At 40.2% G+C, this 25,883-nt stretch carries 17 protein-coding genes; 10 read left to right on the forward strand and 7 right to left on the reverse strand.

Going from position 1 to position 25,883, the window contains the following annotated elements; translation table 11 throughout:
* Nucleotides 1-81 precede the first annotated feature (81 nt).
* The 3 genes from H6G76_RS03340 (at nucleotide 82) to H6G76_RS03350 (ending at nucleotide 7,841) form a co-directional block, all read left to right on the forward strand.
* Nucleotides 82-5,952, forward strand: a complete 5,871-nt coding sequence (locus H6G76_RS03340; protein WP_190695297.1) for an AAA family ATPase — start codon at nucleotides 82-84, stop codon at nucleotides 5,950-5,952.
* A 409-nt stretch (nucleotides 5,953-6,361) separates the two neighbouring features.
* Nucleotides 6,362-6,772, forward strand: coding sequence for a hypothetical protein (locus H6G76_RS03345; RefSeq protein WP_190695299.1), 411 nt, complete (start codon nucleotides 6,362-6,364; stop codon nucleotides 6,770-6,772).
* Nucleotides 6,773-7,526: 754 nt separating this feature from the next.
* Complete coding sequence (locus H6G76_RS03350; RefSeq protein WP_190695302.1) at nucleotides 7,527-7,841, forward strand: hypothetical protein; 315 nt, start codon at nucleotides 7,527-7,529, stop codon at nucleotides 7,839-7,841.
* A 75-nt stretch (nucleotides 7,842-7,916) separates the two neighbouring features.
* On the opposite strand, the gene metK is transcribed toward H6G76_RS03350, so the two are convergent.
* Together metK and H6G76_RS03360 are read right to left on the reverse strand one after the other, a co-directional pair.
* A complete protein-coding gene (metK, locus tag H6G76_RS03355; RefSeq protein ID WP_190695305.1) occupies nucleotides 7,917-9,101 on the reverse strand; it encodes a methionine adenosyltransferase in 1,185 nt (394 codons plus the stop codon).
* Nucleotides 9,102-9,137: 36 nt separating this feature from the next.
* Nucleotides 9,138-12,158 (reverse strand): cation-translocating P-type ATPase, encoded by a 3,021-nt coding sequence (locus H6G76_RS03360; protein WP_190695309.1) that lies wholly within the window; start codon nucleotides 12,156-12,158, stop codon nucleotides 9,138-9,140.
* A gap of 592 nt (nucleotides 12,159-12,750) precedes the next feature.
* Between H6G76_RS03360 and H6G76_RS03365 the strand changes: the two genes are divergently transcribed.
* Complete coding sequence (locus tag H6G76_RS03365; RefSeq protein ID WP_190695312.1) at nucleotides 12,751-13,197, forward strand: pyridoxamine 5'-phosphate oxidase family protein; 447 nt, start codon at nucleotides 12,751-12,753, stop codon at nucleotides 13,195-13,197.
* Nucleotides 13,198-13,272: 75 nt separating this feature from the next.
* On the forward strand, nucleotides 13,273-13,479 hold the full coding sequence (locus tag H6G76_RS03370; RefSeq protein WP_190695315.1) for a ChaB family protein: 207 nt from the start codon (nucleotides 13,273-13,275) through the stop codon (nucleotides 13,477-13,479).
* 212 nt (nucleotides 13,480-13,691) lie between these two features.
* Here the strand turns inward: H6G76_RS03370 and H6G76_RS03375 are convergent, their stop codons facing one another.
* The gene (locus tag H6G76_RS03375; RefSeq protein ID WP_190695614.1) at nucleotides 13,692-13,913 is read right to left on the reverse strand and encodes a hypothetical protein; all 222 of its coding nucleotides are present in this window, start codon (nucleotides 13,911-13,913) and stop codon (nucleotides 13,692-13,694) included.
* A gap of 364 nt (nucleotides 13,914-14,277) precedes the next feature.
* On the opposite strand from H6G76_RS03375, the gene msrB reads away from it, so the two are divergent.
* Nucleotides 14,278-14,772 carry a peptide-methionine (R)-S-oxide reductase MsrB gene (msrB, locus tag H6G76_RS03380; protein ID WP_190695318.1) on the forward strand — a complete coding sequence of 165 codons (495 nt, stop codon included), beginning with the start codon at nucleotides 14,278-14,280 and terminating at the stop codon, nucleotides 14,770-14,772.
* Between the two features lie 54 nt (nucleotides 14,773-14,826).
* Here the strand turns inward: msrB and H6G76_RS03385 are convergent, their stop codons facing one another.
* Nucleotides 14,827-15,426: an MBL fold metallo-hydrolase gene (locus H6G76_RS03385; protein WP_190695321.1), complete on the reverse strand. Its 600-nt coding sequence runs from the start codon at nucleotides 15,424-15,426 to the stop codon at nucleotides 14,827-14,829.
* A 595-nt stretch (nucleotides 15,427-16,021) separates the two neighbouring features.
* Here H6G76_RS03385 and H6G76_RS03390 point away from each other — a divergent pair.
* Nucleotides 16,022-16,384, forward strand: a complete 363-nt coding sequence (locus H6G76_RS03390) for a four-helix bundle copper-binding protein (protein WP_190695325.1) — start codon at nucleotides 16,022-16,024, stop codon at nucleotides 16,382-16,384.
* A 557-nt stretch (nucleotides 16,385-16,941) separates the two neighbouring features.
* On the forward strand, nucleotides 16,942-17,739 hold the full coding sequence (locus tag H6G76_RS03395) for a hypothetical protein (protein ID WP_190695328.1): 798 nt from the start codon (nucleotides 16,942-16,944) through the stop codon (nucleotides 17,737-17,739).
* A 450-nt stretch (nucleotides 17,740-18,189) separates the two neighbouring features.
* On the opposite strand, the gene pruA is transcribed toward H6G76_RS03395, so the two are convergent.
* Complete coding sequence (gene pruA / locus H6G76_RS03400; RefSeq protein WP_190695331.1) at nucleotides 18,190-21,171, reverse strand: L-glutamate gamma-semialdehyde dehydrogenase; 2,982 nt, start codon at nucleotides 21,169-21,171, stop codon at nucleotides 18,190-18,192.
* 428 nt (nucleotides 21,172-21,599) lie between these two features.
* Here pruA and H6G76_RS03405 point away from each other — a divergent pair, with 428 nt between their 5' ends.
* A complete protein-coding gene (locus H6G76_RS03405; protein ID WP_190695334.1) occupies nucleotides 21,600-22,607 on the forward strand; it encodes a molybdopterin-dependent oxidoreductase in 1,008 nt (335 codons plus the stop codon).
* Complete coding sequence (locus tag H6G76_RS03410; RefSeq protein WP_190695337.1) at nucleotides 22,604-24,058, forward strand: adenylate/guanylate cyclase domain-containing protein; 1,455 nt, start codon at nucleotides 22,604-22,606, stop codon at nucleotides 24,056-24,058. Before H6G76_RS03405 ends, H6G76_RS03410 begins: the two co-directional genes overlap by 4 nt.
* A 224-nt stretch (nucleotides 24,059-24,282) precedes the next feature.
* Here the strand turns inward: H6G76_RS03410 and H6G76_RS03415 are convergent, their stop codons facing one another.
* Together H6G76_RS03415 and H6G76_RS03420 are read right to left on the reverse strand one after the other, a co-directional pair.
* Complete coding sequence (locus tag H6G76_RS03415) at nucleotides 24,283-24,708, reverse strand: hypothetical protein (protein ID WP_190695340.1); 426 nt, start codon at nucleotides 24,706-24,708, stop codon at nucleotides 24,283-24,285.
* Nucleotides 24,709-24,917: 209 nt separating this feature from the next.
* Nucleotides 24,918-25,709, reverse strand: coding sequence for an SDR family oxidoreductase (locus tag H6G76_RS03420; protein WP_190695342.1), 792 nt, complete (start codon nucleotides 25,707-25,709; stop codon nucleotides 24,918-24,920).
* Nucleotides 25,710-25,883 lie beyond the last annotated feature (174 nt).

The raw sequence follows: 25,883 nt of genomic DNA on the forward strand, positions 1-25,883 counted from the left end.
CATAGCTATTAATCAAGAATTTTCGATACAAATTCCCATGATTCGGGAACACTAACTCCAGGTTAGTAAGAGATTGCAGCTATGGTCAGCACATTTGAGGTTCAACTCCCTGGTTATATTATTCAAGACAAAATTTACTCAGGTACACGAACACTAGTTTACCGAGGCATTAGGGAGCAAGATCAAAAACCTGTGGTGATTAAGCTGATGCGTTTAGAATACCCCAGCTTTCACGAACTTCTACAATTTCGTAACCAGTACGTCATTGCTAAAAATCTCGAAATACCTGGTATAGTTAAACCCTACAGCTTAGAAACTTACCATAACGGTTATGCTTTAGTTATGGAAGATTTTGGCGGAATATCTCTAAAAGAATGGGGAATAGAACAGAGAAATACGCTTTCCATCAAAAATTTCTTACAAGTTGCAATTCCTATTGCAGATATCTTAAACCAACTACATAGCGATGCCTGCGGTGGGCTACGCTTACGTGTCATTCATAAAGATATTAAACCAGCCAATATTTTAATTAATCCAGAAACCCATCAAGTAAAACTGATAGATTTTAGTATTGCCTCGCCCTTACCGCGAGAAGTGCAAGAAATCCAAAGTATCAATGTTTTAGAAGGAACTCTTGCCTATTTATCTCCTGAACAAACTGGACGTATGAACAGAGGAGTTGATTATCGTACAGATTTTTACTCTCTTGGTGTAACTTTCTATGAAATATTAACTGGACAATTACCGTTCCATTCAGATGACCCGATGGAGTTAGTTCACGCCCATCTTGCAAAACTACCTACACCACCTCATCAAATTAATCCTGAGATTGCAGTGGTAATTTCGCAAATTATTACTAAACTAATGGCGAAAAATGCTGAGGAACGCTATCAAAGTGCTTTAGGCTTAAAATATGATTTAGAAACTTGCTTACATAGCTTAAAAGAAACCGGGGAAATCTCAGTTTTTGAGATTGGTAAAAGAGATATTCAAGACCGTTTTATTATTCCAGAAAAGCTTTATGGTCGAGAGCAAGAAGTTGAAATATTACTAGACGCTTTTGCGCGAGTTGCAGATGGCACATCAGAATTAATGCTAGTAGCAGGCTTTTCAGGAATTGGCAAAACTGCTGTTGTTAACGAAGTCCAAAAACCCATAGTCAAACAGCGTGGCTACTTTATCAAAGGGAAATTCGACCAATTCAATCGCAATATTCCTTTCTCGGCATTTGTACAAGCATTCCGCAATTTGATGGGGCAGTTATTAACAGAACCAGATGCGGTAATTCAAGAATGGAAAACCAAAATTATCGAAGCTCTAGGTGAAAACGGTCAGGTAATTATTGAAGTTATTCCCGAATTAGAAATAATTATTGGTCAGCAACCACCAGTTTCAGAATTATCTGGGAATGCTGCTCAAAATCGCTTTAATTTATTATTGCAGAAGTTCATTCAAGTATTTACTACCAAAGAGCATCCATTAGTGATATTTTTGGACGATTTGCAATGGGCTGATTCTGCTTCATTGCAACTTATAAAATTATTAATTGGCAATAATAAAAATACCTATTTATTTTTAATTGGAGCTTATAGAGATAATGAAGTCAACCCAACTCATCCTTTAATATTAACTTTAAACGAAATTCACAATATAGGTACAACTATTAATACAATTACTCTGCAAAACCTCAGCTATTTAAAACTAAATCAGTTAGTAGCGGATACATTGGGTTGTGCAGAAGAGTTTGGCTGGTCTCTTTCACAACTAATTTATCAAAAAACTCAAGGCAACCCATTTTTTACAACTCAGTTCCTCAAAGCATTACACCACGATAAATTGATTGAGTTCAATTTATTAGAGAGATGTTGGCAATGCGACATCACAAAAATTAATCAGCAAGCCTTGACAGATGATGTGGTAGAGTTCATGGCATTTCAATTGCGAAAGCTACCTCAATCAACCCAACAAGTTCTGAGACTAGCTGCTTGCATTGGCAATCAATTTGATTTAAAAATACTCGCTATTGTTTCTGAACAATCAGAAATAGAGACTGCCACTTATTTATGGAATGCTTTACAAGAAGGATTAATTTTACCTCAAAGTGATGTTTATAAGTTTTATGTTGGTGAGGGAAATCAAACAGTTTGTCAAGAAAATTCTGAAATTGTTGCATATAAATTCCTGCACGATCGCGTTCAACAAGCCGCTTATTCTTTGATTCCTGACGAACAGAAGCAAAGTACTCACTTAAAGATTGGGAAATTACTTTTAGATAACACATCCTCGGCAGCACTAGAAGCTAATATTTTTGAGATTGTTAGTCAATTGAATCAAGGAATTGATATCATTACTCAAGAATCAGAAAAGTACAATCTAGCGCAATTGAATCTGATAGCAGGGAAGAAAGCCAAGGCTTCTACTGCATATAAGGGAGCCGTTAAATACTTGGCATCAGGTAGAGAATTGCTGTCAGAAAATAGTTGGGATAGCCACTATCCACTGACATTTGGATTGTATCGAGAACTTGCTGAGTGTGAGTATTTAACTGGCAATTTAAATCAAGCTGAAAAACTGTTTGATTTGGCGTTAGATCATGCTCAAGATAAATTTGATAAAGCAGATATTTATGCTATTCAAATGTATCTGAAAATGACTCAAGGTGAAAATATTCAAGCTGCTTGTGAGGCGGGATTGCAAGGTTTGAGTATCTTGGGGATGCAATTACCACTTACTGTTGCAGAACAACAAGCCGCGATCGCAACCCAACTAGAAGAGTTAAAAACTAAACTTGCAACAGTTCATCCAGCAGATTTATTTAATCTACCTGAAATGACAGACCCCGTTAAGAAGGTCTGTATGAGTCTTTTAGCTGACCTTTGGGCTGCTACTTATATGGCAGGGCTTCAATACCTTGCTGTGCTAAGTTCTTTACTGATGATTAATTTATCGTTGAAATATGGCAATGCCCAAGCTTCTGGTTTTGCGTACTGTCTTTATGGTATGAGTTTAGCAAATCAAGGAGATTATCAAACAGCTTATGAGTTCGGCACATTAGCTTTAAAACTCGATCGCCATTTTAATAGCACTAAGTTTATTTACAAAACGAATAATATTTTTGCACACACGATTAATCCCTATAATCGGCATTTGAAAACGAATTTAGCCGTGTCAGAACAATCGTTTCAAACCAGCCGGGAAGCCGGAGATGTGGTGTTTGGTGTCTGGGCGGTTTCGTTTCTGATTTGGGCGATGTTAGTCAAAGGCGATCGCCTAGCCGATGTTTATGCAGAAACAGAAAAATATCTCAGTTATGTCCAGCAAGTGAACGATGTAAATATGCTGTATGCCTTTACATTACAGCGACAGTTCCTCCTCAACTTGCAAGACTCCTCTCACACAACAGATTTATTGCGCGATCGCCACAACCAAGAAGTTGCATATATAGATGTTTGGCGGCAAAAGCAGAACTTTGAACATGGAATTAATTGGTACTGCTTTCTTAAGCTACAACTTTCTTACCTTTATGAACGTTATGCAGAGGGCGTAGCCGCAGCCGCCGAAGCACAGAAGACACTGCCAGCCAACGCTGGATTTTTCCCAATTATTCAATACCATTTCTATTACCCTCTCTGTTTGGCAGCACTCTATGGCACTGCAACACCAGAGGAACAACAGCAGTATTGGAACCTTCTGCAACAACATCAGCAAATTATTCAAACATGGGCGGATAATTGCCCAGCCAACTTTCAACATCGATATCTGTTGCTATCTGCGGAAATGCTCAAAATTTCTGGTAGAAGCATAGACGCAATCGATTTGTACGATCGCGCCATTGCAGAGGCCAAAATCAACGAATATATCCAAGAAGAAGCGATCGCTAATGAACTCGCTGCCAAATTTTACCTAGAATGGGGTAAAGAAAAAGTAGCCGCAGGCTATATGCAAGAAGCTTACTACTGCTACGCCCGATGGGGAGCATTAACTAAAATTGATGACTTAGAAAAACGTTATCCCCAACTATTGCAACCAATTCTGCAACAGCGACAACTCAGCCTGAATCCCTTGGAAACTATTGCCAATATCGGCTTGACTCGTAATTCTTCATCCACTCGCTCGAATAGTAGTAGCAGCAACAGTATTTCTGATGCTCTCGATTTTACCTCGATCCTCAAGGCTGCCCAAGCCATTTCCAGTGCTATCGAGTTAGATCAACTAATCGTCAGTCTCACTCGCATCATTTTAGAAAACTCTGGTGCTAAAAAAATTGTCTTAATTTTGCCCCAAGAAGATACTTGGCAAGTACGAGCAATTACTTATATCAATCACGAAGCAAATTCTGGGTGTGAAATACAAACTATCCTGGAAACACAACCAGTAGATACTTGCCCAGACATCCCCAGACAATTGATCAATTACGTTAAAAATACTCAAGAAACAGTAGTAATTGACAACTTAAGAACTGATATTTCTGGCTTGATTGGGGAATATATGCACTTTGTCCAACCCAAGAGTGCGTTATGTATGCCGATTCTTAATCAAGGGCATATGGTAGGTATTCTTTATCTGGAAAATAAACTGACTCAAGGAGTATTTACAAGCGATCGCCTACTTATTTTAAACTTCCTCTGCACTCAAGCCGGGATTGCTTTAGAAAATGCTCAACTTTATACCGATTTACAAGCAAGTAAAGCTATGTTGCACAAGCTTGCTAATAATATTCCTGGAGTTATTTACCAACTCTGCATCAGTGCGGATGGTGCTGCTTCTATCCCATACATCAGTTCTGGTTGTTACAAACTGTACGGAGTAACAGCAGAGGAATTGATGTCTCAAAACCAAAGCTTACGTGGTTTAGAACATCCTGATGATGTTGCAAAAATTGAGCAGATGATGTGGGAATCAGGGCAAAATCTCACGCCTTTTCAACATGAATGGCGGATTATTACACCAACAGGCCAATTGAAATGGATTCAAGCTGTATCTCAACCCGAAGCGCAAGAGGATGGCTCTCTTTTATGGGATGGAGTAGTTCTAGATATTACTGAACGCAAACAAGCAGAAGCTGCTGTGAAGCAAAAATCTGACGAGTTAGAACAAGCATTACAAAACTTGCAGCAAGCACAACTAAAAATTGTTCAAAGCGAAAAAATGTCCGCTTTAGGTAATCTTGTGGCGGGTGTTGCTCACGAAATTAATAACCCTGTTGGCTTTATTAATGGCAATATTCAACCAGCATATGAAGGTGTGCAAGATTTATTTAATTTGCTCGACCTTTATCAAGAAAACTTTCCTAACCCAGGTGAAGAAATTGAGTCAGAAATCGAAAACCTTGATTTAGAATATCTGCGAGAAGATTTACCAAAATTGATTTCTTCAATGAAAGAAGGGGTGCAACGCATCTGTGAAATTAGTAATAGCTTGCGTACATTCTCGCGCGCTGATTCGGAATATAAAGTTCCTTTCAATATTCACGACGGCTTAGATAGTACGCTATTGATTCTCAAACACCGACTCAAAGCTAACGAAACTCATCCAGCCATTGAAGTCATAAAAAATTATGGGAATTTACCGCCAATAAAATGTTTTCCTGGACAGTTAAATCAGGTGTTTATGAATTTATTAGCTAATGCCATTGATGCACTGGAAGAATCAAATATTGGGCGTAGCTATACTAATATTCAAGCTAACCCGAACTTGATGACTATTACTACTAAGCTGAGTGAAGATGGCAAACAAGTCAATATTAGTATTAAAGATAATGGTATGGGAATAACTCAAGAAGTCAAAGACAAAATCTTTGACCATCTTTATACTACTAAAATGGTTGGCAAAGGTACAGGGTTAGGATTGGCGATCGCCCAGCAAATTGTGGTTGAAAAGCACGGTGGTACTCTCGAAGTTAATTCTGCACCAATGCAAGGAGCAGAGTTTGTCATTAGCCTCCCAAGGTAAATGATAGAGTATTGAGTGTTAACCACCAGCAGCCAACACTCAACACACAACGAAGCTCATGAGTGATTGTGTCATTATTAAGACCTAATAGCTGAGTTTTTTCCTGATGCGCTTCTACCGAGAGTACGAAAAGCTAGATAAGATCATAATCTTGCTTTAATTGTGGTTTTCCGTAATATAAAGTCGTGGAAGCTCGATATGTCACATCGATTGAATTTACGCTATGATTAATCGTATGTGAAAAGCATCTAGCAAAGTAACTTTGATGACGGTGTATAGAAAGAAACTACTAAATTTTAAACACTATTTAATTGCCGTCTCGGTTTGATTACCTGAGTTAGATAAACTTTCATTCACAGCAGCAATTCTCTCAGCTATTCAAAATATCTTCACCGGAGGATAAATTAAATTGACCTCTAACACACTTTTCCAACGCATCAATCAACATCAATACTTGCGTGATTTGCGCAATAAATTGCTGAATCTTCACCGGATGTTATTGGAGACAGAACGCATCACCTATGAACAAGTTCGCGGACGAGTAACTAATGGAGAACTTCTGAAACTTGTCATCGCCGATGAACAATTTGCTTGGTTACATAAAATTTCTCACTTAATTGTACAAATTGATGAAACGCTTTCATCCGATCAACCTATATTGCCAGAAGATGTGCAGAATTTGATTGCGAATGCGCGGGATTTAATTGTACCTTCAGATGTTGGTAATGAGTTTGCCAGAAAATATTACGCTGCACTCCAGCGTGAACCTAGCGTTGTGTTGGCACACGCTGATGTTTCAAGTTTTCTAGCCACCAAGTAATTTAGACAAAGCCAAGTGTATGCACTCTCAAGTATTTGAGGGTGCATATTTTTTTGAACGGCAATCGGAATTCATTGATTCATCTATCTGACGCACGATAAAATCAAGCAAAGACTTTCAAAGTCTAGCAAATTGTATTTGGAAGTTCCATTAGATATTTACAAGCGGTTTTTTAAGTATCTATTCATTCAAACTGTAGTTAGTCCGTTATTAGTATACGACGTAGAAAAGCAGGAGGTTGCCCAATGGATAAATTAAATTTGTATCGTCAACTAATTCAGGATTCATTATTAGCTGAATTAACCTTGCCTCAGAGGATGTTTGAAAAGTCAGTAGTAATGTATCAAATACTTTGAGATCCCCCTAAATCCCCCTTTTTAAGGGGGATTTTAATTCATTTTCCCCCCTAAAAAAGGGGGGCTAGCAGGGTGGTTTCATACAAGCAGAGAAAAATGACAACTGTATTTCAAAGCCTCTCTCCCCGTGGGGGAGAGGTTTGGAGAGGGGTCAAAATCTGGGCTACAAAACGAGAAATCAGGACTTATAGATTTTTATTTTTTCGTATGAAACCACCCTGTCCCTAAAAAAGGGGGGCTAGGGGGGATCAATGAGTGCTACAAGACACATATAAATACTTTTAAAACAACCTCTCAGAGAAGTTTTTCCTTGTTAGGGGTGAATGATGTTTGGGTACTCTAGATGAGAACTGCTACTCAAGAAAATGTAGCCTTGAGTCTATGAATGAGGCGTTAAAGTGAATCGCATAAAATCTAATCCAACTGGAATGTTTGCCAGAGTTACTATTATTATTCTCTTAATTTCGGTTCTAGGTGCTGTTCTCTTCGGTTGGCCAGATAACATCAAAAAAGCACTAATAGCTTTTTGGGTTGTTGTTCCTCCCCTTTGGTTGTGGTTTGAGTTTTGTTACTTATACGATCGCGGTATTACTCCGTTTCCTAAAGATTTCGAGAAGTATAAATATAGTCAGGAACTCTCAAAGAACCTATGGTTAGCTATCTCAGCAATTTTGTTATTTATTTATTTTGGGAAGTTGCCAGGTTTTGAGTGATATAGGGTTTGATATATCTGTGTTGAATCTGCCCTTTAGCTGTCAGTGGGAACACAACCGAAAGATGATTTCATCTCAAAATACGCTAACTTTATCTGTTTTTTCCCACGGTAAATCTATATCACTTCTGCCTACATGGCCATAAACTGCTAGATGGCGATAAAAACCGTTTTTATGAATTGTTGGCAATTGTCTTAAATTAAATTGTTTAACAATTCCTGCCAAGCGGAAATCAAAATGCTTTTCTAACAATGTAGTAATTTCTTCATCTGATATTTTACCTGTGCCAAAAGTTTCGACTTGCACACTCACAGGACGAGATAAACCAATTGAATAACTTAGCTGTACTTCGCATTCTTGGGCAAGTTCGGCAGCGACTACATTTTTAGCTGCATAACGAGCTACATAAGCTCCAACTCTATCTATTCTAATGGGGTCTTTGCCACTCAAAGCTGAACCACTATGTTTAGAATATTCACCATAGGTATCTATGGCGTTTTTTCTGCCAGTTAAGCCAGAATGTACTGCCGGGCCACCTTTAATAAATGCCCCATCAGGATTAATAAATATTCTGGTTTTGGCATCTGGGCGAATTTCTTCATTCTCAAAAACAGGTTTAATTACTGTTTCTCGAATGTCATCTTGTAATTGCTGTAAATCAGGTTTACCGGCTTTGTTTTGGCTGGCAATTACGGTAATACTATGTATTCTATAGGGACGGCGATCGCGGTATTCTACTCCGACTTGAGTTTTGCCATCAGGAGTGAGATACGGCAGAATATTTTTTTGTCTGACTTGGGTTAATTTTCTCGCCAGTTTATGCGCCAACCATATCGGCAAGGGCATGAGAGTAGATGTTTGATTACAGGCAAAACCAAAGACTGTAACTTGATTGGTTACAGTAATTTTTTCTATTTCCTCATCAGATAGATTATGTTCATCAAATAAGTGAGATTCTCCCTTAGGTAACTCTCGTAAACTAGTTAAAATGCTACAGGTTTTGCTATTAAATTGTTTTTGTTCGTAACCTACCTGTTCTATTACTTGTCTGGCTATATTTGTAAAGTCTACATTAGCATTCGGTTCAAATCGGGCTGCAATAAATAAAATGCCTGTTGAGGCTGCACATTCGGTAATAACTCTGGCGTAAGGGTCTTGTTGTAAAAAACGGTCTACTATGGCATCGCTGATTTGATCACACAATTTATCAGGATGACCTTCGGTGACTGATTCGGATGTGAACATGAAGTCTTTTTTCATAATTACGAACCGCAGAGACGCAGAGGGAAGAAATGCTTAATTTAATTGTGTTGTGTTGTCTGGAGGAAGTAAGGATACAGTATTGGGATTTAGCTGAATATTTTTGGTAGATTCATTCAGCAGGAGAGGCCACAATGCGCTACCAATAATGACGGCAGTATCAACAAAGTTAACGGGTGAAATCTTTAACAGACTTCTCAATTGGGGAACTGCGATCGCTAAAATCTGAATAGCAAAGGAACCGACAATGGCAGCATTTAAATAGGAGTTGCGTGGCAGTTTCTCCTTACTCAATAAGCTGTGATGTTCAGAACGGCAGCTAAGTGTATGCAGCAGTTGGGCTGAGGTTAGGGTAAAAAACGCAACGGTACTCGCTTGGGGGCCAAAACCATATCTGCGGATGGCGTAGGCGTAAGCTGTTAGGGTACTTACAGATAGGGTGGCAGACTCAAACACAATCCTACCAAAGTCTGATTTTTTAATGATGGGTTCGTCGGGGTTGCGCGGTGGTTGACTCAAAACTTCTGGTTCTGGGGCTTCCATCGCTAATGACAAACCAGGAAAGATGTCGGTAACTAAATTCAGCCAGAGTAGTTGAATGGCATTTAAGGGTTCGCCAATACCAACGGCGGTAGCAACCGTCATCACCATGATTTCGCTGAGGTTGGTGGCGAGGAGGAAATGTACAGATTTTCGGATGTTGTTATATATTGTCCTACCTCGACTGACTGCAACAATCATCGTTTCGAGTCGGTCGTCTTCTAGGACGATATCTGCAACTTCTCTAGCGACATCAGTACCACCTTTACCCATCGCTACACCAACTTGTGCGGCTTTTAAGGCGGGTGCGTCGTTAATACCATCACCTGTCATCGCCACGACTTTCCCGGCTGCTTGTAAGGCTTGGACTATTTGTAGTTTATTGCTGGGGCTGATACGGGCAAATACATCTACTTTGTCGCTGAGGGCGGTTAAGGCTTCCGGGGTCAGGTTATTGATATTAGTGGAATCGAGGATTTCTAATTGTGGTTCTCGACTTAATTCTAATTCTTTAGCGATCGCATAGGCTGTTGGGCTTTGATCTCCGGTAATCATGACGGTGGCGATCCCCGCTTGATGAAAGTCTGCAATTAGTTGTTTCGCACCTTTGCGGATGGGGTCTGCCATACCGACTAAACCTAACCAAATCAGGTCTGATTCATGATGATTGTTTTCCCCCTCAATATGGTTGTATGCTACTCCTAATACTCGTAAGGCTTTACCTGCCATGCGATCATTTTCAATAGCGATCGCTCGTTTATCTTCCTGGGTTAATTCTACTATTTGCCCATCTTTTATCCATGTTTGGCAAAGTTCTGCAACTTCGGTAGGGCTTCCTTTGACTGCAACCAAATTTTGTCCATCATGAGTTTCATGAATTGTACTCATGAGGTTACGATTTTCTGATCGCAAATTGGTTTGCACTAGGGGATACTTCTCTCTGAGGTCGATAATATCTACCCCAGAACTAATAGCCATGTAAATCAGTGCGTTTTCGGTTGCTGAACCGATGACTTCATATTTACCATTTCCCTCACGACTCACTTGGCTTTCGTTGCAGAGAACTGAGACATGAATTAGCTTTAACAGTTCATCGTTGTTGTAGGGATTAATTTTTGCTTCGCCTTTGATAAATTCCCCGTCAGCAACTTTGATGTGGTGCGTGTTGTTTTGAATTTCGACAACTGACATTTTGTTTTCTGTCAGCGTCCCGGTTTTGTCCATGCATATCGTCTGGACGGAACCTAAGGCTTCAACTGCACTCAAACTACGCACTAGGACGCGGTTGCGGCGCATATCGCGGATACCGAGGGCGAGGGTAGTTGTCGCCACGGTGGGCAAACCTTCAGGAACCGCCGCCACAGCTAGAGATATGGATGATTTCAGCATTTGGACTAAACCATATCCCCGCCACACACCCAAACCAAAAACTAAACCACAAATACCCATGCTGATTAATACTAGCTGGCTACCCACTTGGTCTAGTTGTTTGGCTAAGGGCGTTTCCACTGCATTAGCTTCACCCACCAGTTGTTGGATATGACCCATTTCGGTGTTTTTGCCTGTGGCGACTACTACCGCCAGCCCTTGACCACCTGTAACAAAAGTTCCTTTATAGGCCATGTTCAAGCGATCGCCTAATGGTATATCCTCACCCATAAGGTAATCATTAATTTTACTCACAGGGAGACTCTCACCAGTCAGGGCAGATTCATCAATACTCAGGTTATCTGCCTCAATTAGTCGTGCATCTGCTGCTACATAACTGCCGGGTTTGAGAGTTAAGATATCTCCTACAACTACATTTTCTGTAGGAATTTCTCTGGGGTTGCCGTCTCTTATTACCCAGGTTGATGCTGGTTCTCGATTTTTTAGGGAGTGAATAATTTTTTCTGATTGGCTTTCTGTGGTGTAACCAATTGCCGCATTGAGAACTACAACGCCTAAAATTACTGCTGCGTCTATTACTCCACCCGTGAACAGAGAAACGACCGCCGCAACTCCTAATAATGCCACTGGTAGAGATTTAAATTGCTCAATAATTATGCTTAAATTTGAGCGCGTTTGGGTTTGGGAGAGGACATTCAGCCCATATTTATCTAGATTTGCTGCCGCTAACTCACTAGACAACCCTAAGGTTTGAGAGGTATCTAATTTGTGGATAACTTTATCTGCTGACAGTAAATACCAGTTTTCTTGTGTTTGTTGCTGAGAATTTGTCACGGCTAACTTATTTGATTTTGATTTCTTTTCGCTTTTCTTTGCTGTAACCAAATTGCTCTTTTTCTTAAAGGTTAATAAAATATTTTCGATGATTGCTGCTATATCCTTATAGCTTTTTTCTTTGGGGAAGTGAACCAAAATTTTGCTAGTTAACGGATTCGCAGAAACAAAATTTATTTCTGGATAATTTAAGAGCGATCGCTCTAAATATGTTTGGACTTCTGGTGAGTTATAAAGTTCTGTTACCTTATATCTAGCTCTACCTTTAACTTGAATATGTACTGCTTGAATCACTGCAATTTTTGCCCCCGTACTTCTCTCGCAAAACTGCAACCACAAAAATTCATCTTCATTTGAAAATTATAGTAGATGTTGTTGAGATTGTTGTTGTTAGCAATGTTAAGTCTTTCAAAGTCTATAACCAGATTTATCTGATTGGCTGGCTAATTTTTATCTATGTTTATCTTTAACATTAAGTTTCATGAATCTGTCGAAGTTAAACCCAGCAAATATAAGAATCCGATTTGATTACTGAACATACCTATGTAGTCAGCCAACAGGCAACCGAAAAGAAGGCAAGTAACAATGTACTGATTTTTTTAAAGTCAAATACTAGTCTTATATGTACCAAGGTAGATCATCAGAAGCTTAATGAAATGATTGCCTATTTCCATCAGCCAAAAGTTACAGAGATTATGCAATTTTCTTTCCTTACCAAGGATTAAATCTTCAAATACTGTAATTTTCAGAGAAGCTGGGAATTTCAGCCTCTAGACTCACGTAATTAGTAAATATGAATGTTAAGAATAAAAAATAGGTTAGACCAATTGTAAATATTGGTTGTAATCAAATTGATCTAAAAAAAATAATAGAGAAAAGTAAGACAATGACAACTTCCACTGATAACCGTCAAATTCAACAACTGCGATCGCTCATTGAAGGTATTGACTATGGTATGTTAACCACAGTTAATGATGATGGCAGCTTACACAGTTGCCCTATGTACTACAACAATGAAGTAGATGCAGATGCTACACTCTGGTTTTTCACTTCTACCAATTCCCACAGAGTGAGTGAAATTGAACATAATCAGCAAGTGAACGTGAATTTTACATCATCCCAACAGCAGCGTTATGTTTCCATTTCTGGCACAGCGCAGCTGATACAAGATCGGAATAAAATGGAAGAATTATGGAAACCAGAATTACAAACTTGGTTTTCTCAAGGTTTAGATGAACCAAATCTGGCTTTACTCAAAGTGAGTATTAAACGGGTAGATTATTGGGATAGCCGTTCTAGTTATCATCCGCAAACTATCGAGTTCTCCTCATAATCTCGTCTTGTAATTAGCAGAAAGTAATTCCAATCTAAAATCTCAAATCCAAAATTTTATCAGGGGGTAGATTTTATGCCCTATCCAAAGATTGATGATTTGCCAGATTCTGTAAAACAACACTTGCCTAAACACGCCCAAGAAATTTTTCGGGCTGCATTTAACAATGCCCTAGAAGAATATGAAAACGAAGAAAGTGCTTTTCGTGTAGCTTGGAGTGCAGTTAAGCGCGATTATGAGAAAGGCGAAGATGGGCAGTGGCACAAAAAGCCAGATAACTAACTTTGTGTTAAATTCTACTGCTAGTAGGATGAAAACCAAAAAGTTATTTCTTTAGTTAGACGCTATGAAAAATAATAAACGGTATTTTTCTTACTGGCAGTAGTAGTAAACATCCGCCCTGGGGATTTCACAAAACAAAGGTAAGTGTCTTAGTCATTCAGACCTGATCACTAAAATTTTGTGAATATTCCCAGGTTATTTCTTCTTCACCCCTACTCCTTTGGAGAATTCATTTCAGTCTCGCCTTGGGGATGAGCATTTTCGATATGCTTAATTAAGCTTTCAGCCATCTCTACAGATGCAATAATCAATTGCTGTTCTATCTGCCCATAACCACCCTCATCGCTGACTTGGGGGTAAAGATGGGGGTTAGATAGCATCGCTGCTAGTAATTGCGTTGCAGTTTCTTTTAGTTCATAGATTTGTAAACTCACACGCTGCCTACCTCCGGTTTATGGCTTGTCTAGTAATAATTTACAGATTGCTTCATTTAAGACTTTGGTAATTTCAATCCTAAAAACCTAAAAATTACCTGTCCTCTGACTAATGGGGCGACATCACCAATTTACATATCTATCGCAAAGATGATGCGCTTTTTTTAGTCTCTGACTAAAAATCTGCGACTAGGCAAACGCACCCAATACCTTTTGGTTAAGGGGGAAAGGGGAAGAGGAAAAAGTAGAAGAAAACCTTTAACCCTTACCCTTTAACCTTTTCCCAAAACCAGATTACAAGTTAAAAATGCTTAACCGAACAGTATTGCAAACGCACCTACCTAGATAAGCTGATAATAGATATATGAATAAACGCTATTTTTTAGAGGCTAGTGCTGTATTAGTCGGTACAGCCTTGTTCTCATACTTAATTGATCAGAGGTCAAGAATTGTGGCAAGTTCTAACACTGAATTTGAAATTACTAAGTCTGAAGAAGAATGGCGTAAAACTTTAACGCCAGAACAGTTTCATGTTTTGCGTAAGCATGGAACCGAGCGTGCTTTCACCAGTCCACTCGATAAGCAATATACTCAGGGAACTTATGTGTGTGCTGGTTGTGAATTACCGCTATTTACATCAGACACCAAGTTTAATAGTGGTACTGGCTGGCCTAGCTTTTTTGCACCAATTGAAGGTGCGATCGCAACTACTACAGATCGGTCGTTTTTTATGACTCGTGTGGAAGTGCATTGCAGCCGTTGTGGTGGACATTTAGGCCATGTATTTAATGATGGCCCTGCACCCACTGGTCAACGATACTGTATGAACGGTGTGGCGTTGAAGTTTAATCCTGCTTAACAAATCGGGCAGTTTAGATCCCCGACTTCTTCAAGAAGTCGGGGATCTTGTTATTTACAATGTTGCTGCTAATTCTTTTAAACGCAAGTGTCCATCCCAAAATACTGACCAGCCATCCCCTACCAACACAGTTTCCACATTACTCAACTGCGCTAGTCTGCGTACAGAAGCAAATGCTGCCTCTGGATTTAAGAGCTTTTCTTGTGCCAGAATATTCAAAGTCCCGGCCCGGTGCGCCCGAATTAAATCTCCAGTAATTAAGGTGGTTTCTTCTATTAGTAACGCTAGTTCTCCGGGAGTTTTAGAACCTTGGAGTTCTATTGTCTTTAATCCTGGTACTAACTCATCACCATCCGACAACCAGCGATCGCAACCTATCGGAAAAGTTTCTTTCTCTGCTACTGGCCCTGCTATTTTGGCATAGGTTTGACTCGCAATTTCCTTCGCTGATCGAATATGTTCAGAATTCGTCAGCACAATCCAAGCTACCCCCCCCAAAGATTCCAGGTGATTCCAATCATGGTTTGATAAGGCTACTGGGTCAATTAAGATATTGCCATCTGGACGAATCCAGGCAATCCCATTGAAATCTATGTTTCTTGCAGGATTGAAACAAGACCAAGTATAGAGATCGGGACGGTGCAGGCATTTCATGATGATTCTGGTTCTGTACCTTCAAGGAATCGTGGTTTAAGAGAGATGCATCAATAATGTATCAGTAATTTAGCCTGTCGTCCAAAGCTTGCACGAGATTTGCCTCTTTCTTGGCACAGTTTAGAATCAGATCCTTGACTTCTTAAAGAAGTCAGGGATCTAAACTTCTCCAAAATTAAATTAATTGATTATTAAACTACTTTCGTAAGTTTCTATCTTTAGGTAAATGATTTTTTATTAAAAACTGCTTTATACAACTTTAATAATATTATTTTATTCCTCTATTTGTTAAAGAATTATTACATTGTCTGCTGACATATATAGCTCTAAATTGAAATTTCTAGATGTGAATTTGAGTATTTTCATCAAACTCTACTGTTTAACTAGGGTTTGAAAAGCTTTAACAGCAATATTTTTCAGAGAAACCTCATGACTTTATGGGTAATTATGAAATAAATTCCGGTAATTTTATCGAGATTCATTGATTTAAAAACTATCTAAATAGCCATATTGACCGCTAAAAAATCTCATATTAATGTTGTAATTAGTCCAGCCAAGGACAAGTAAAAAGCATCAAAAAATAGGAGATATTCTTATGATGATGATGATGGCTGAATCCATGACAATGGAAATGCAAACCTGCATGAACGCTTGCATGGAATGTCACAAAATGTGTATGGAAACTATGGCTTACTGCATGAGCAAAGGTAGTAACCATATGGATATGAGCATGATGGGCATGATGCGCGACTGCTCGGAAATGTGCATGATGTGTATGAATATGATGATGGGCGGTTCTGAATTTATGGGACGCACTTGTATGCTGTGTGCAGAAATGTGCGATCGCTGTGCCATGAATTGCGAACAAATGAGCGAAGATTCCAAGATGATGGAATGTGCTGCTGCTTGCCGTAAATGTGCAGAAGCCTGCCGCTCTATGCAAATGATGCCTGCTTAATTTAATTAACTACTTCGCAGAAGTTTCTCTGCAACCTATGATTCAAGCGCCTAGACTTTAACAGTCTGGGCGCTTGAAGTTTTGTAAATAGTTGAGTAGGGAGTAGGGAATGGGGAGTGGTGAGTAGGGAGAAGAATAAATAATAAGCTATTACCGCTTGAGAGACTATTTTTGAAGAAGAATTCAGGAGTCAGAATCAATTAGTGGGGGATTCAGACCCGCCACTAATTGTTCGGCGATAGCCGTTACCGTAGGGTAGACCACCAAATTTTCAATTTAGCGGGGGTGCAAAAACGCCGCTTATTCATCCGCCAGTCGTTCAGAATTCCTTCCCAATTCTGACTCCTGACTCCTGAATTCTATTTAGATAAAGTAAATCTTAAGTAGGGTGTGTTAAGGCGATAGCCTAACGCACCTTGTTATTTAGCGGTGGGTTAGGTGATTAAGTTATCTTTTTCGTGAGACATCATATCGAAATTAGCACCTAACACACCCTACAGCAATTTTATTTTTACTAGCCCCTAACCTCTAGTCCCTAGCCTCTATTTCCAAGCCTGATGAAACACTTAAAATCCCGTTCGCAAGATTTGCGGAGTTTGTTTGAGAACAATATCACAATTGAGTATGTGGCAGAACCGCTAAAATCTGTGTCAGCGCAAGCAGACGTAGCAGAGGTTTTGCAATGGATGCGATCGCAAGATTTTGATGTTGTGGGTATTGAAACGGAAGATAATATCATTGGCTATATTGAACGCTCTAGTTTAATGCAAGCTAAATCGGGTAAGTGCGGTGACTATCAGCGAGTGTTTCATTCTCAAGAATTAATTGCAATTTCTACGCCACTGATTAAGTTACTGCCAATTTTGCGACAAACTCCCCGATTATTTGTCTTAGACTGCAATCAGGTAAGTGGGATTGTGACTTGTGGAGACTTGCAAAAAGCACCTGTAAGAATGCTACTGTTTGGCTTGGTGACGCTGCTAGAAATGAATCTTCTGCGACTAGTAAGGCTTTACTATCCCCAAGATTCTTGGCAAAAATGCCTGAAACCAGAACGCTTAGAAATTGCCAAACGTCTGTGGCGCGAGAGTCAAGAAAGAAATGAAGCCACAGATTTATTAGACTACCTCCAGTTTTGTGACAAACGAGAGTTGGTTTTAAATCAACCAGAACTGCTTGAGCAACTAGAATTAAAATCAAAACGGTTTGGGGAAAAGTTTTTAAAATCTGCTGAACAGTTGCGTAACCGATTAGCTCATGCTCAAAATTTAGTTACTGGTTCTTCTTGGAAAGATTTAATTTCTCTAGCAGAAGCGATGGAAACACTGTTAATCCGTTGTGAAGAAATCGAGTAAGAAGGCTACGGTGTACACACAAGTGGTATCTGCGCGGGTTTCAGGCGTTATGGACTCCTTAAATTGTCATTACGAGCGCAGTGATAACGGAGCGAAGTAATCGCATAATCCCGTAATTTTGGCGATTGCTTTGTCGTTCCTCCTCGCAATGACAGACTTTCAGAGCGATCGCAAAACCGAAAGCTAGAAGACAAAACCAAACGATAGGTAGGATTTCAAGACTTGTGTGTACACCGTAGAGTAAGAAGGGGAGAGGCAATAGGCAATAGGGATAATGCCTGCGGTGCGTTTGGGGTTAGTGCTGGTTAAATTTCGCAGTTTGCAAGGTAAGAAATCAACCGCAGAGAACACGGCAGAATCAAGAGTTAAGATTTTCTTGTGGGATGGGTGTCCGCACCCGTCCTATATTTAAGGCGGGCAAGATGCCCACCCCACAAGATGAAATTAGCCTTACTCCGCACCTTCGATGGGTGCAAAACCTTGGCGTTGAATGTTTTCTGTAATTGTGCGCGGTTCGAGGAACTGTAGCAAGTAGTCAGGGCCGCCTGCTTTAGAACCAACACCAGAAAGTTTGAAGCCGCCGAAGGGTTGTCGAGCCACGATCGCCCCTGTAATATTGCGGTTAATGTACAAGTTGCCGACTTCAAATTCTTCTTGGGCTTGCTGAATATGGGAAGGTGTACGCGAATACAACCCGCCAGTTAAAGCGTAATCTGTGCCGTTAGCCACTTTTAATGCTGCGGCAAAATCTCTTACTTTAATTACAGCTAACACAGGCCCAAATATTTCTTGTTGTGCAACTATGCCATCGGGTGGTACTTCACTAAAAATAACTGGGCCGATAAAATATCCTTGTTCTGGTGCGGCTAACTCTAGGGCTAACTTTGCTTCTGCCTTACCCTTTTCAATATACTCGCGGATGCGATCGCGGGCATTAGCATCAATCACAGGCCCTACTTGCGTACTAGGTAAGTCAGCCTCGCCAATATTCAAGGATTTTGTCGCCTCAACCAACCTCGCAACAAAAGTATCATAGATTGATTCAACAACTATCACCCGCGAACAAGCCGAGCATTTCTGCCCACTGTAACCAAAGGCTGACTGCACAACGCCCACAACTGCTTGGTCTAAATCAGCACTTTCATCCACAATGATGGCATTCTTCCCACCCATTTCTGCAATAACTCGCTTCATGTGCCTTTGCATAGGCTTTAGAGTTGCCGCCTCTGAATAAATGCGACAGCCCACCTCCTGAGAACCAGTAAAAGCAATCACATGAGTATCAGGGTGACTTACCAAATATGCCCCAACTTGCGAACCCTTACCAGGGACGTATTGAAAAACACCTTGAGGAATTCCCGCCTCAACCAAAATCTCTGTGAGTTTAGCAGTAATAATCGAAGATGTTTCCGCAGGTTTCAGCAGCGTACAGTTACCCGTAACCAAAGCAGCTACAGTCATCCCACAAGCGATCGCCAACGGAAAATTCCAAGGCGAAATCACCACCGCCACGCCTTTAGCTCGGTAGATATAACGGTTTGTCTCTCCAGGTACGTCATAATTAACACCTTGTTCAATCCGTTCCATCTCATCAGCGTAGTAGCGGCAAAAATCTATCGCCTCCGAAACCTCTGCGTCAGCCTCCTTAACAGGCTTACCAACCTCTAAAACTATCCAAGCCGCCATTTCTGCACGGCGTTGTTCCATCAAATCCGCCGCCTTGCGTAAAATATCAGCGCGTTGCTTCACAGGCGTTTTCCGCCACCCAGGAAACGCCGCCTTCGCCGCTTGCATCGCCTGTTCCGCCTGTTCCACACTAATCAATCCAACCTTGCCAATCACCTGACTAAAATTAGAAGGATTAACCGAATCAATCACATCCTGAGTCTTAACATACTCCCCATTAATCAACGGCAAATAAGTCTTCCCAAACTCCCGACGCACACCCTCAAAAGCCTGCTCCGCCTTCCTCCTTCTCTCCTCCTCAGCATAATCAGTATCCGTCGCCCCCACAAAACTCCCCTCTTCCTCTCCGCGTCTCCGCGCCTCTGCGTGAGAATTCAAAACCGGAGGTGCAAGCAGTTCCTCAACCGGCTTATTCTCCAAATTCTGCCGTAAAAACGAACTATTAGCCGTATTTTCCAACAACCGCCGAATTAAATACGCCATCCCCGGTAACAATTCACCGTAAGGACAATAAACTCTAACTCGATAACCCTTATCAACCAAAGCCTTAGCTAACTTATCCCCCATCCCGTACAAAACTTGCATTTCAAAACAACGGCGGGGAACCTTTAAACTTTCTGCTATAGCAATTGCCCGTGCTTGCGATCGCACATTATGACTACCAATAGCAGCATATACATATTGATGATTTTCCAGCAACAACTGGGTTATCGCTTCAAAATTTGCATCTGTCGCCACTTTGTCATTGTAAACAGGCTGAGGCCAATGCTTCTGTGCCGCTTTGATAGTTTCCTGATCCCAATAAGCGCCCTTCACTAACCGAATAGTTAGCGGATATCCGCGCTGCTTCAACCAAGCAATTACATTTCTGGCATCTTGTTCACTATCACGCAAGTATGCTTGGATTGTGATCCCTATATCTGTACGTTGACGAAACTCATCTTCTAACAATAACTTTTGCAAAATATTCAGAGTTAAATCTTTATACGCATACTGTTCCATATCAAAATGGATAGCTGCACCTAACTCTTTGGCATAACGTAATAAATTACGAATGCGATCGCTAACTCTTTCTTCACTACCTTTAGCATCTAGAGGGTCAAATTGTGAATAAAAAGCCGTTAATTTCACAGAAACTTGGACTTTTGGTAGCTTTTCACCGTCTGCTTCATCAATAGCCGGAATATGATTCCAATTTTTCGATGCTTCGACTAATTGGGCAATTAATTCTTGATAACGTTCTAAATAAGACTGCGCCTCTACTTCTGTAATCACAGCTTCACCAAGTAAATCAATAGTGAAAGCCATTTTTTCCTTCCGCAGGCGTTCAACTGTTTTGATAACTTGTTTAATATTTTCGCCAGAAATATATTTATGTGCTAAGGTTTCAACCGCAGTCGAGACTGTTGTTGCAGCCACTTGTCCCGGCATCGAATCGGGGTTAGCAAAATTTAACATCCCCTTGAGGGCGGCTGGCAATTCGACAGTTTCATCGCCTAAATATTCTTGTAAATGGGCGGCAATTTCTGGCTTACTGCGTAACGCTGGCAGAGTATCAATAAAGCGAAAAAGTTGCACCCGCAAACCAGGATTACTCATTGCCCAAGCTAGTAATTTATCATCCCAGCGCATTTGGTCGCGCAAGGAAGCTAAAAACGAGCGATTTTCTTGAGTAGCTGTTAATAGTTGTTTAGCAATTTCCTGGGTTTTAGGTTCGTAGATGCTTGTTTGTACTTGTAATACCACAGATAGTAATCTCCTTAACAGTTATCAGTTATCAGTAAAGAATGAGGTGTTTATCTTTGGTGAAACACCACACCAATTGGTAGTAGGCGTTGGTGGTGGGTAACAGCCCCGCACCATCCGCCGTGATCACTGTTTACTGTTCACTGTTTTAATTTAAGACATAACTGATTGTGTCCAGTCTGCCTCTTCTATTGTGACTCTTGGATTTTGCTGCTACCAGTTTTAGAGGGGCTAGAGGTTAGAGAGTGTAAAACAGTATTACGGCGGAGGGAGTAGGGGTGAGAGGTTAGGGACTAGAGGCTAGTATTGTTTATTCACAGTATTTGCAAGATAGCTAATCATGAGAAAAACGTGCAATCAAACATAAAAAATTCTCTTCTCTCACACCTAACCTCTCACCCCTAGCCCCTAACCTCTATTCTTAATAAATGTGGAAAAATTTAGCTTTAACACCTTTAACCATCGCAATTATTTGTCAGGGAGGTTGCACAAACCAGCCAACAGATAAACAACTGGAAGTATGGCGCACTGAAGCGATCGCACGCAATGCGGAAATTGTGGCAGATAACGCCAAAAAAGCACAGCAAAGTCAGTGGAATTTAGTTATTCAAGGTGAAACGCCAACTGGCAAATCTCTCAAGTTAAATTGGCAACAGTTACAAGCTTTAGCAACCAACCACGTAAAAACAACCGATCCTTTAGATATACAGCATTCTAGCGATCTTTTTGATTTCCGTGGTGTGCCTGTGTCGGCACTGCTGGAACAGTTTACCGTAGCTAATCATGTGACGGATGTTACCTTTGTTTCCTTTGATTCTTACCAAACAACCCTCAACCTAAAAGATTTATGGAGATATCCAATTACTCTAGCGATCGCTAAAAATGATAAACCAATTCCCCGCGCTCAAGGTGGTCCACTTTATTTAGTCTTTCCTTATACTCAGTACCCACAACTAAAACAAAAGTATAATGCTACTAATTGGGCGTTTTATGTTAGTCACATCGTAGTCGGGACTGAACCAGCCAAACTACGGGTTGGTCAACATGAAGTTAACTTGGCTACCTTAGATAAATTACCACAAGTCACCTTAGAGCAGACAGTCGGCTATAGAATTTCTTGGCCCAGTGGCAAAGTCAAACTCTATGGAGTCAGGCTGCGTGATGTTTTCAATACCCTCAAAGAACCACTACCTCAACAGGGAGGCGTAATAATTCGTGGTAAAGCACCGTTTTATGATGATGCTCCGGTGCGATTTTCTACCAAAGATTTAAGTGAGTGCGATATTTTATTAGTCACTCGCTGGGGTGAAAGCCGCGAATTAATTCCGGCGAAGATGGGAGGCCCGGTAACTTTAGCTTTCAGTTCTCAATGTCCTGCGAAAATTAGCCAGTCGCGCTGGGTAACATTTGTAGAAGAATTAACCACTACGCCATGAAATTATTTAGTTTCCGTTCGATTCGTACCCGAATCATGACTGCGACGACACTATTAAGTGTGGCGTTAGTGGGTTCAGTTGTTTTGGTATGGGCAAAAACTGAAAGTACTCTTTATCGAGAACAGAAATTAAATGAAGCCAGATTCTTATCTAGAGTGTTAGGAACCTCCACCTTTGCTAATCACCTGGATGAACGCAACTGGAGTCAAGTCCGCCTCAACTTGAATGCAATGCTACGGGAAAACGAAGACTTTGTGTATATTTTGGTTACTGATGCACGTTTAGGAAATCAGATTATTGCGGCTTCTCCTGAGTATTTACAAGGACAATACATTCCCGATATTGTGCCAGTGACCGTGAGCAATGCAGCGCAGAAAGTGTCGCAAAAGTCTAGTTCTATTGAAACGTTTGCATTGGCAGATATCCACTTTGCCAATCATATCAGGGCTAAACGTGGCGATCGCATCATCGAAGTAGCTACATCTATTCAAAGGCTATCCGGTGAAAAAATCGGTACTTTGCGGTTAGGTGTGTCTCTACATCAGGTTAACCGGGCTGTAGCTCATGCAGTCAATCAAGCATTAATAGTTGGTGCTATCGGACTGTTGATTAGTTGGGTATTCGCTTATATTCTGGCTAGACGCTTGAGTAAACCTATTCGTCGCTTGCAAACGAGTGCTGCTCAAATTGCGGCGGGAGATTTACAACACCGCGCAGAAGTTACCAATACAGATGAAATTGGTGCGTTAGCAAATTCGTTTAATGAAATGTCTGCTGCATTGCAAAATTCATTTAGTAAATTACAAAGAACTTTAGACTCATTTAAATTGTTTGTGCCAAATAAATTTATTTTAGCGATCGCACCCCAAGGAATTGAAAATATTGAAGTAGGTATCGCTGTCACACGCCACATCACAATCTTATTTTGTGACATTCGCGGTTACACCTCCATGTCAGAGATGATGACACCAATAGAGATATTTACATTCCTCAATGACTACCTAGCTTGTATTGGACAAGTAATTGATCAAGCCGGTGGTTTTATTGATAAATATATCGGCGATGCCGTGATGGCGTTGTTTGATGATGAAAACACTGATGGCGCACTTAAAGCAGCAATTTTAATGCACCAGTCACTAGATAAATTTAATAAAGAACGTATCGAAAAAAATCTACCCAGAATTAACATTGGCATTGGGCTACATCGTGGTGAAGTAGTCATGGGTACAGTCGGATTTACCTGCCGCATTGATTCTACAGTCATTGGTGATGCAGTTAATATCGCTTCTCGAATTGAAGGGCTGACAAAACAATATGGTTGTAAAACTTTGGTAACGGAGTCGATAGTTAAGAGTTTAGCTCAACCCGAATTATTTTCGTTGAAATTGATAGATAAAGCTGTAAAGTTAAAAGGCAAAGATGAAGCGATCGCTGTTTATCAACTTCTTTAAGAAACTAAGATCCCCGACTTCTTAAAGAAGTCGGGGATCTGTTTGTTCAGTAGATATGCAAATTGCAATAAATATAGCAACCCTAAATAAGCTTTAAACAAATCTATAGGACTAGTATTTGATTTTTTCAAAAATCAGTACATTGTTACTTGGCTTCTTTTGGGTTGCCTATTGCCTGACTACACAAGTATGTTCAGTAATCAAACCGGATTCCTATATTAGGATTACAACACATTGATCCTGCCATCATCCTGAATATATACCGAGCGATCGCCGGGAACGCGTGCAGTGGGACGCAGTTCTACCCGCAAGGTAGCTAAATTAGGTTTAGAGAGATTAGCTTGTATTGATCTACCTGTTTCATCCCAAAATATTAAAGATGTGTTTGGTTCAGTACCTTCTATCTGTTCCAATTTTAAAGTTTGTCCCGGACTGAGCGAAACTGGCTCAGTAATTGAAGGTTTTTGGATTTTTAGTACGCGGGGTGTACTGTTTACTACTTGTATGCGGATACGCTGGCCTGGTGTAAATTGAATGGGAGCTTTCCCACAATTAGAAGCACAGGTTCCAGCCAGTGAAATGTTTGAGTTATTACTTGCTGTCAATAGCAAAGTAGTGGTAATTAATAAAGCTGATATTAATTTAGACATAGTATTAGATTTACACAGTTGGTGTTTATGTAGATTTGAATACCTCAGCGTAACACCATACTTAATCAAGTTATATTAGTGTAAATCCTGATACTACGAAAAACGCACCCTAGAGTACATCAGAGTTTTTGCTTCAGTTCTAATAATTACTATTGAGTAATGGCGCAAACAGCAAATATTATGTATGCGCCTGTACCAACCTACAATCACTATTTGCTTTCTTGCATACTTCTAACTATTTTGGTCACTAGCTTTCTGGGGGTGAATCTCACAGATTCAGAAAGTAGCTTATTTTTGACTCCAGTAACAACAACCGTTTTGTTATCGAACAAAGCTTTGTAACCGATTTTAGCTACAGTTTCCGCATCCATAATTTTTTGACCACTGACCATTTTGGAATTTTCCATCGCAGCACGTTTTTGGAACCCTGACTCTGTAGGGCCTGGACAAAGAGCAGTTACAGATACACCTGTACCTTCTAATTCATTAGCGATCGCTTCTGAAAATGATAATACATACGCTTTACTTGCAAAATAAACCGCCATCAACGGGCCTGGCTGAAAAGCTGCGGTTGAAGCCACGTTTAAGATTCGCCCGTAACTTTGCTGCACCATGTCTTTCAGGAATAACTTTGTTAAATGGGTGAGACAGACCACATTTAACTGGAGCATTTGCAATTCAGCCGCTAAATCGGTTTCGTTAAATAAACCATAAGTGGCAAATCCAGCATTATTGATCAGAATATCAATCTTGATAGAAGCTTGTTGCAACTCACAAAATACTTCCTCTGGTGCAGAAATATTAGCTAAATCTTTGGCGATAACTTTAACATCAATACCAAACTTACTTTTTAATTCATCGGCAATTTGATTTAGTTTTTGCTCACTTCTCGCAACTAAAACTAAGTTGTAACCATCTTGAGCAAATAACTTGACAAATTCATAACCAATACCACCAGATGCACCAGTAATAAGAGCAGTTCTTTTGCCATTACTCTGCATAACTCTTCCTTAAAACACGAATAGATAATTACTGGCTTTCCACTATTAAGATTACTTATTTTTTTTCAGGCTTCTGGACATTGCACAGTAAATAACACATGGATAAGCTAATCAGCATTTAAGCTGCACTATTGAAATTGTGAATCAATGACTTAAACCCTCTCCTCTGCCCCT

The organism is Nostoc sp. FACHB-152 (genome assembly GCF_014697475.1).
Taxonomy (GTDB): Bacteria; Cyanobacteriota; Cyanobacteriia; order Cyanobacteriales; family Nostocaceae; genus Nostoc_B.

Coding starts and splice junctions, on each gene's coding strand:
- H6G76_RS03420 (WP_190695342.1), bottom strand. CDS start 25,709: ATGCAGAGTAATGGCAAAAGAACTGCTCTTATTACTGGTGCATCTGGT.
- H6G76_RS03410 (WP_190695337.1), top strand. CDS start 22,604: ATGAAATTATTTAGTTTCCGTTCGATTCGTACCCGAATCATGACTGCG.
- H6G76_RS03340 (WP_190695297.1), top strand. CDS start 82: ATGGTCAGCACATTTGAGGTTCAACTCCCTGGTTATATTATTCAAGAC.
- H6G76_RS03385 (WP_190695321.1), bottom strand. CDS start 15,426: ATGAAATGCCTGCACCGTCCCGATCTCTATACTTGGTCTTGTTTCAAT.
- H6G76_RS03365 (WP_190695312.1), top strand. CDS start 12,751: ATGACAACTTCCACTGATAACCGTCAAATTCAACAACTGCGATCGCTC.
- H6G76_RS03370 (WP_190695315.1), top strand. CDS start 13,273: ATGCCCTATCCAAAGATTGATGATTTGCCAGATTCTGTAAAACAACAC.
- H6G76_RS03395 (WP_190695328.1), top strand. CDS start 16,942: ATGAAACACTTAAAATCCCGTTCGCAAGATTTGCGGAGTTTGTTTGAG.
- msrB (WP_190695318.1), top strand. CDS start 14,278: ATGAATAAACGCTATTTTTTAGAGGCTAGTGCTGTATTAGTCGGTACA.
- metK (WP_190695305.1), bottom strand. CDS start 9,101: ATGAAAAAAGACTTCATGTTCACATCCGAATCAGTCACCGAAGGTCAT.
- H6G76_RS03390 (WP_190695325.1), top strand. CDS start 16,022: ATGATGATGATGATGGCTGAATCCATGACAATGGAAATGCAAACCTGC.
- H6G76_RS03415 (WP_190695340.1), bottom strand. CDS start 24,708: ATGTCTAAATTAATATCAGCTTTATTAATTACCACTACTTTGCTATTG.
- H6G76_RS03405 (WP_190695334.1), top strand. CDS start 21,600: ATGTGGAAAAATTTAGCTTTAACACCTTTAACCATCGCAATTATTTGT.